This is a genomic window from Endozoicomonas sp. ONNA2, from assembly GCF_024606365.1.
In the GTDB taxonomy this organism is placed as follows: Bacteria; Pseudomonadota; Gammaproteobacteria; order Pseudomonadales; family Endozoicomonadaceae; genus Endozoicomonas.
Genome location: NZ_JAHHPO010000262.1, coordinates 1 through 6355 on the forward strand (window position 1 = coordinate 1; position 6355 = coordinate 6355).

The window sequence follows — 6355 nt, forward strand, 5'->3', positions numbered from 1 at the left end:
ATTGGTAAAATTCTTCCGGTGCAATCAAAACCTTACGGATTCAGGTATCAGTTAACCAAGGGGTTCTCGGTGATGACTGGCATTTCGCACTGAATCACTCAACAGTCTCATTTATAAGAACATAAACGTCTGCTTTGATCAGTTTCAGCTATCTGAGTGCACCGCCCAGTTCTTTTGCTCATGTACGGTATGTTTGAATGAATCCACTTAAAAAGATTGTGCCAATAGCAATCATCTTTTTTGGGCTGTTTTGCTTGCCGGAAATGGTATTTCCTGAAGGTATCTTCTCAACTTTGCAGCAGCGGGTATTGGCCATTTTTATTCTGGCAACCCTGCTGTGGGTCAGTGATGTCGTGCCAGCCTTTGCAACGTCCCTTCTGATTATCATGCTGCTGATATTGACCGCTTCAAACAGTGCACCTTTTCCGCTCAGGGAAGGTCTTGGGGAAAACATGCTGAACTATGTGACTATTTACAATAGTCTGGCATCACCTGTCATTGTTCTCTTTCTGGGGGGGGGGCTTTATTGCCCTGGCCTGTGCCAAGTATAAGGTAGATATCAATCTGGCCCGAGTATTATTAAAGCCTTTTGGCCAGAAGTATGAAATTGTAATGCTTGGCGTGATGATCATCACGGCCATCTTCTCCATGTTCATGAGCAACACCGCGACCAGTGTGATGATGTTGACTATTATGACGCCTTTGGTGGCTCGAATGGACAGCGAAGATCCTGGCTGTCGTGCAATGGTATTAAGCATTCCTATTGCCGCTAACCTCGGTGGTATGGGAACCCCGATTGGAACACCGCCCAATGCCATCGCTTTTCGTTACTTTGTTGGTGAGCATGCGTTGTCGTTTGGTGGCTGGATGCTGTTTGCCATACCGATTACTGTCATTATGATCGCTTTCAGTTGGTGGTTACTGCAAAAGATGTATCCTTCCAATGGTGGCGATCTGGATGTCCATATTGAAGGCCGTTTTGAAAGAGGCCTGAAGCCATGCATTGTCTATATCACTATGGCAATGACCATCTCGCTGTGGATGTTCTCAAGTGTCCACGGCATGAATGCTTATGCGGTCGCCATTATTCCGGTTGCTGTATTCAGCCTGTGTGGCATTGTTGACAAGCATGATCTGAAACATATCAGCTGGGATGTCCTCTGGCTGCTTGCGGGTGGTATTGCTATTGGTTCTGCGCTTGCTTCGTCTGGTCTTGCCGGGTTGCTGGTCAGTATGGTGCCATTTGAGCAGTTCAGTGCGGTGACCATCATTCTGGGTATCACCGTGCTGTGTATGATTATGGCGACATTCATGTCTCATGGCCACTGCCAACCTGTTGATGCCTATTGCCATCTCCATGTCCACTTCTGTGGCCAGTCTGGAAGAGTTCGGAGGACTGGTTGTACTTGCTACTGCGGTTGCCCTGGCGTCTTCTCTGGGAATGGGTCTGCCAATCAGTACACCGCCCAATGCACTGGCTTATGCCACAGGACTGGTGGCTACCACGGACTTTATCAAAACAGCCCGGATTTTAAGTCCGCTGGGGGTTCTGTTGATCTTTGCGGTCTTGATGCTGTTGGCCTGGACGGGCTTCTTTTAAGTAGTTGGTTAGTTACATGATGACGGCTGGATCAATTCATGTCTCTGATACAGGGCTTGGGTGGTGTAATGGGTTGTCTTGCCAGCCACTGTTGCTCCCACTGGGGGATTTCATTGGCGGGCATGGGCCTGGCAATGAAGTAGCCTTGTGCCTGATCACAATTCAACTCATTCAGCAATTGCCAGCCTTCGAGTGTTTCTACTCCCTCGGCAACGGTTTGCATATTCAATTTGTGGGCCAGACTGATGTTTGCTTCGACAATCGCTTTGTGGTTTTTGTCATTACAGGCATTAGAGACAAAGGAGCGATCAATTTTCAGCTCACTGAAAGGGATACGGTTTAACTGCTGCATGCTGGAATAGCCGGTACCAAAGTCATCAATAGAGAGCGAGAAACCATGGAGCTTGAGCCTGGCCAGTGTTTCCAGGGACAGCGACGCATTTTGGATCAGGCTGCTTTCGGTAATCTCAAGATTCAGCAGCTCTGGTGGAATATTCATATCCCGCATCTTTTGAATGAGCATGTCGGGGAGATGGGTGTTGGTTAAAATAGCAGGAGAAACGTTAATACCAACCGCAAGGTTTCTTTCCTGTTCACGCCAGATTCGGATCTGGTCCAGTGCCAGATCGATCATTTTTGTGGTCATAGTTGCTATCAGGCCAGAAGTCTCCATCATGGGGATAAAATGGACTGGGCTGAGAACGCCAAGTTCTGGATGATGCCAGCGGGTCAGTGCTTCAACAGAGATCATTTGTCCACTCTTTAGCAAGACCTTTGGCTGGTAATATAGTACGAACTGGTTGGCTTCAATGGCTTTCCCAAGTTCCTTTTCATCAAAGATCAAATCTCTTGAGCTGATGGGGCAGGTTCTGCTTCTGGCTTGCTCTGAGCAATAGAATTCCAGCAACTCTCTGAGGCGGGTGCGTGATATTGGTTTGGACATATGACCGAGCACCATCAGACCATGGGCCTGAGCCATATCTTCGACAGTTCGCACTAAAGAAGCTGCCATGGCACTGAGTACAACCACGCCCCGGGCCAGCTTTTTCTCCGCGAGGTGGCGGATAAACTGAATGCCATCCATCCCTGGCATGTTGAGGCCACAGATAACGATGTCAACGGCACCCTTATTTTGAAGAAATTGCAGTGCTTGCGCACTGCTCCGGGCAGTATGCAAACTGTTAACGTTAAGGCCAGAGACCGTTTGCTCCGCCACCATACGCTGAAAGGGGTGGTCTTCCAAAATCAGGATACTGAGAGAGGTGATATTACTGTCCATGTGCCGACCGGGCTTAGTGATTCCACCGTTAAAGTATGGCGTATTGGGCAGGGTTGGGTATTTTTTTTAAGCGTTTATTGGATGAACGGAGCCAGAGTCACTGCTATCAGTTGCCGGATTTTACTCTGGACCACTCACGGGTGATGTAACGCTTCAATTTGGCAGGCAGCTCCTTGAAAACAAAGAGTTTCTTCATAGTTTCAGCGCTTGGGAAAACACCGGGATCTTGGGCGATTTGTGGTTCCACGTACTGTGCAGAGGCGGGGTTAGGGTTGCTGTAGGTCACGTAGTTGGTCACATCAGCAATCACCTTTGGCTCCATGAGATAGTTCAGCATCTGGTGGGCTGCATCCTTGTGTGGTGCGTCAGTGGGAATTGCCAGCATATCAAACCACATGGCTGCCCCTTCCTTTGGCACAACGTACTGGATCTCTACGCCGTTTCCGGCTTCTTTGGCCCGGTCTCTGGCAATCATCGCGTCACCAGACCACATCAGGGCTACACAGATATCGCCATTGGCCAGATCAGACAGAGAGCGGGAAGAGTGATAGTACGCGACGTAAGGAGCAACCTCTTTCATCTTGGCTACGGCCTTCTGGTAATCTGCCATATCCAGACTATCGCCGGGAATACCGAGGTAAGCTATCACCGAAGGCAGCACTTCACTTGGGGCGTCAAGGAACGCCACGCCACACTGTTGCAGCTTCTTCATATTTTCAGGCTCAAGGATCAGAGCCCAGCTATCCACCGGGACATTCTTGCCAAGCGCTTTTGCCACAGCCGCCTTGTTATAGCCGATACCGGTGGTTCCCCAGAGGTAAGGGATACCGAAGGTATTGCCTTGATCAAAGTTATCTGAAATCACCTTCATGATGACCGGATCAAGATGTTTCAAGTTGGGCAATTTGGACTTGTCCAGCGGCTCATAGACGCCAGCACGAATCTGCGTCTTGTAGAAATCGTGGGAAGGAGAGACCAGGTCAAAACCACTGCGTCCGGAAAGGAGTTTACCTTCGAGTACCTCATTACTGTCGTACACGTCATAAACCACGTTAATGCCCGTTTTATTGGTAAAGTTCTTGACGGTATCTTCACCGATGTAATCGCTCCAGTTGTAGAAATACAGTTTCTCAGACTTATTTCCTGAAGCATTATCTGAGGCTTGCAGCTGGCCAGCACACAGCAGTGTGGCAACGATGAACGTTCTCTTGATCAGTTTCATAAACGTGCCGTGAACCTTTTACCGGGCAAATAATCGGGAGTGTGATTATACAGCAGTAACCCTGTTCTGGTCTGTTTTTGTTGATCAGCTGTTATTGGGTTAACTACTTTGACCACAGAATGTCTGGAAGGGCGACCAATTCCTGCGATACTGAGTAGGTTTGTTATCGGTTTGAGACTACGTTGATGCATGCCTTTCGTTCGATTCTTCTGGCCGTTACCCGGCAACACACCTCGGATATGGAGCTACAGCAAGCCTTTCGGCTGGCCCTGGATAATCGTGCCACATTATTGATTACCCTGTTTGACCAGAGTCTGGAAACCCTGAATTACCTGCAATTTGTCCCGTTGGAAAAAAAACTGGAAGACCACCTGAGACAGCAACTGGAGGATGAGCTTGAGCGGCTCAAGTCCCTGGCCTGGGAGCAGGGGATCAAGGCAGAGACAATGATTGTTCCCGGCCGCCCCAGGCAAGCCATTCATAAGGTGATCAAAGAACATCATATTGACCTGGTCATCAAGCTGGCAGATGCCAGTGGTGCGCTGACCCGCAAGCAGTTAACCGGCAATGACCTGGCGTTGCTGAGAAAATGCCCGGTTCCCATTCTGATGATGGCAGACCGGGATCAGCTCCCACAATTTAATGGTAAAATCCTGGTGGCCCTGGATGCTGGTGACCCGGACTCAGATGCCCATGACCTGAATCGTACTCTCTTGCAATACGGTATCTATCTGGCCAGTCAGGAAAAGGCCGCGTTGCATCTGGTCAGTGTCTGGAATGTACCCCTGGGACGACGTTCCCTGAAAACATTATCGGATGAAGAGCTTTATGAATTGCAGGAAACAACCCAGCGGCGCTACCACAATAAATTACAGGAACTCATGCAGGAAGTTGGCTTGGCTGAGAATGATGACCAGCAGCCAGTTGCCATTCATCTGCTCAGGGGCAATCCTTCGACCGAGATCCAGCAACTGGCGAATGAGCTGAATGTTGATGTTATTGTAATGGGTACGCTTGGGCGTCATCAGGAAGGTATTCTGGTGGGAAATACGGCTGAAAACATCATGAATGGCATCTATTGCTCAATACTCGCGGTAAAGCCGGAAGGATACATCAGCCCACTGGCAGAAACTGCCAGCGGCTGATCACCAAACCCGAAGGAAGGGATCAGGGTTTGAGACCACTCATGTATTCAATAGCAATGCTGATCTCTTCATCAGAACAATCCATACAGGTACCTTTGGCAGGCATACTGCGAATACCGCTGATGGCATTGGCTAACAGACTGCTGAATCCGCCAGCTGTCTTCTCGGCAGCAAGCCATGCAGCGGCATCGTCCTTTTTGGGAGCACCTAAAAGGCCAGAGCCATGACAAGCCACACAAAACTGGTTGTAAATTGCATCGCCGCTTCTTGGGCCACTTGGGCCACTGCTGGAGCTGGCTGCTACCCCGGCAGCACTGGCACACGCCTCACCGGCGAGACAAACGAAACCCACAGGCGCAAGACGCTCGCTTATCTCACCACGGGTAATTGAATCAAGGTCTGCTGTCGACTTGGCAAGCACCAGCGACGCGAATAGTCCCCCGACTAACAGAATCAAAGCACGCATATGAGTTCCCCGTGACACTCGCTTGTCCTCTTAAGGCGATTAATGGCTATTTATTTTAGGCGTTACCAAGGCTGATACTGCCAGAGCAAATAAAAAGTCAATCAAGACTCGCTTATAAGCTTTCGCCTGTGTTGCCGAATTAAACTGGGCATTTCGATTATAGATCAATTGGCATTCCTAAAACAGCGGTTTATACGGTGTGGGTTTCGCTTGTGGTTTTCAGTTTGTTACGTATTGTGCTTAAGCGATAAATAGTTGGCCAGATGAAATCCTGTTTTCCGGCTAAATGGATAATCAGTCCCGGTAACTTCAGATGGCCTCACTGGGCCACATCGCCCTCGATGGTTCCAAATTCAAAGCCAGCTCATAAAGCATAAGGCCATGAGCTACGCACGACTTAAGGCCAAAGAAACCGAATTAATGGCTGAAGTTGAGGTTCTGATTAAAAAAGCCGAAACCAGTGACCGTGAAGAGGACAATGCTTATCAGCAGGAGACTGGCTACAGCATTCCTGAAGACCTGCAATTCAAGCAGGAACGGTTAGAGAAAATCCAGGAGGCCAAAAAAGCGCTTGATGATGCGAACATTGACGCTTACATGGCTACGGATCGGCAGGAGAAGCCTGCAACAGAGGGACTGGAAG

Annotated in this window: 6 protein-coding genes and 1 pseudogene; 4 read left to right on the forward strand and 3 right to left on the reverse strand. The window is 49.1% G+C overall.

The window, feature by feature from the left end:
- Nucleotides 1-197: 197 nt before the first annotated feature.
- On the forward strand, nucleotides 198-551 hold the full coding sequence (locus KDK14_RS04650; protein ID WP_257263853.1) for a hypothetical protein: 354 nt from the start codon (nucleotides 198-200) through the stop codon (nucleotides 549-551).
- Nucleotides 499-1620 carry an SLC13 family permease gene (locus KDK14_RS04655; RefSeq protein WP_306671462.1) on the forward strand — a complete coding sequence of 374 codons (1122 nt, stop codon included), beginning with the start codon at nucleotides 499-501 and terminating at the stop codon, nucleotides 1618-1620. Before KDK14_RS04650 ends, KDK14_RS04655 begins: the two co-directional genes overlap by 53 nt.
- 11 nt (nucleotides 1621-1631) lie before the next feature.
- On the opposite strand, the gene KDK14_RS04665 is transcribed toward KDK14_RS04655, so the two are convergent.
- Together KDK14_RS04665 and KDK14_RS04670 are read right to left on the reverse strand one after the other, a co-directional pair.
- On the reverse strand, nucleotides 1632-2879 hold the full coding sequence (locus KDK14_RS04665) for an EAL domain-containing protein (protein ID WP_257263854.1): 1248 nt from the start codon (nucleotides 2877-2879) through the stop codon (nucleotides 1632-1634).
- 106 nt (nucleotides 2880-2985) lie between these two features.
- A complete protein-coding gene (locus KDK14_RS04670) occupies nucleotides 2986-4101 on the reverse strand; it encodes a polyamine ABC transporter substrate-binding protein (RefSeq protein WP_257263855.1) in 1116 nt (371 codons plus the stop codon).
- Nucleotides 4102-4286: 185 nt separating this feature from the next.
- Here KDK14_RS04670 and KDK14_RS04675 point away from each other — a divergent pair, with 185 nt between their 5' ends.
- Nucleotides 4287-5246, forward strand: coding sequence for a universal stress protein (locus KDK14_RS04675; protein WP_257263856.1), 960 nt, complete (start codon nucleotides 4287-4289; stop codon nucleotides 5244-5246).
- A gap of 22 nt (nucleotides 5247-5268) precedes the next feature.
- Here the strand turns inward: KDK14_RS04675 and KDK14_RS04680 are convergent, their stop codons facing one another.
- The gene (locus KDK14_RS04680; protein ID WP_257263857.1) at nucleotides 5269-5712 is read right to left on the reverse strand and encodes a cytochrome c5 family protein; all 444 of its coding nucleotides are present in this window, start codon (nucleotides 5710-5712) and stop codon (nucleotides 5269-5271) included.
- A gap of 381 nt (nucleotides 5713-6093) precedes the next feature.
- Between KDK14_RS04680 and KDK14_RS04685 the strand changes: the two are divergent.
- A pseudogene (locus KDK14_RS04685) lies at nucleotides 6094-6355 on the forward strand (hypothetical protein); the annotation flags it as partial.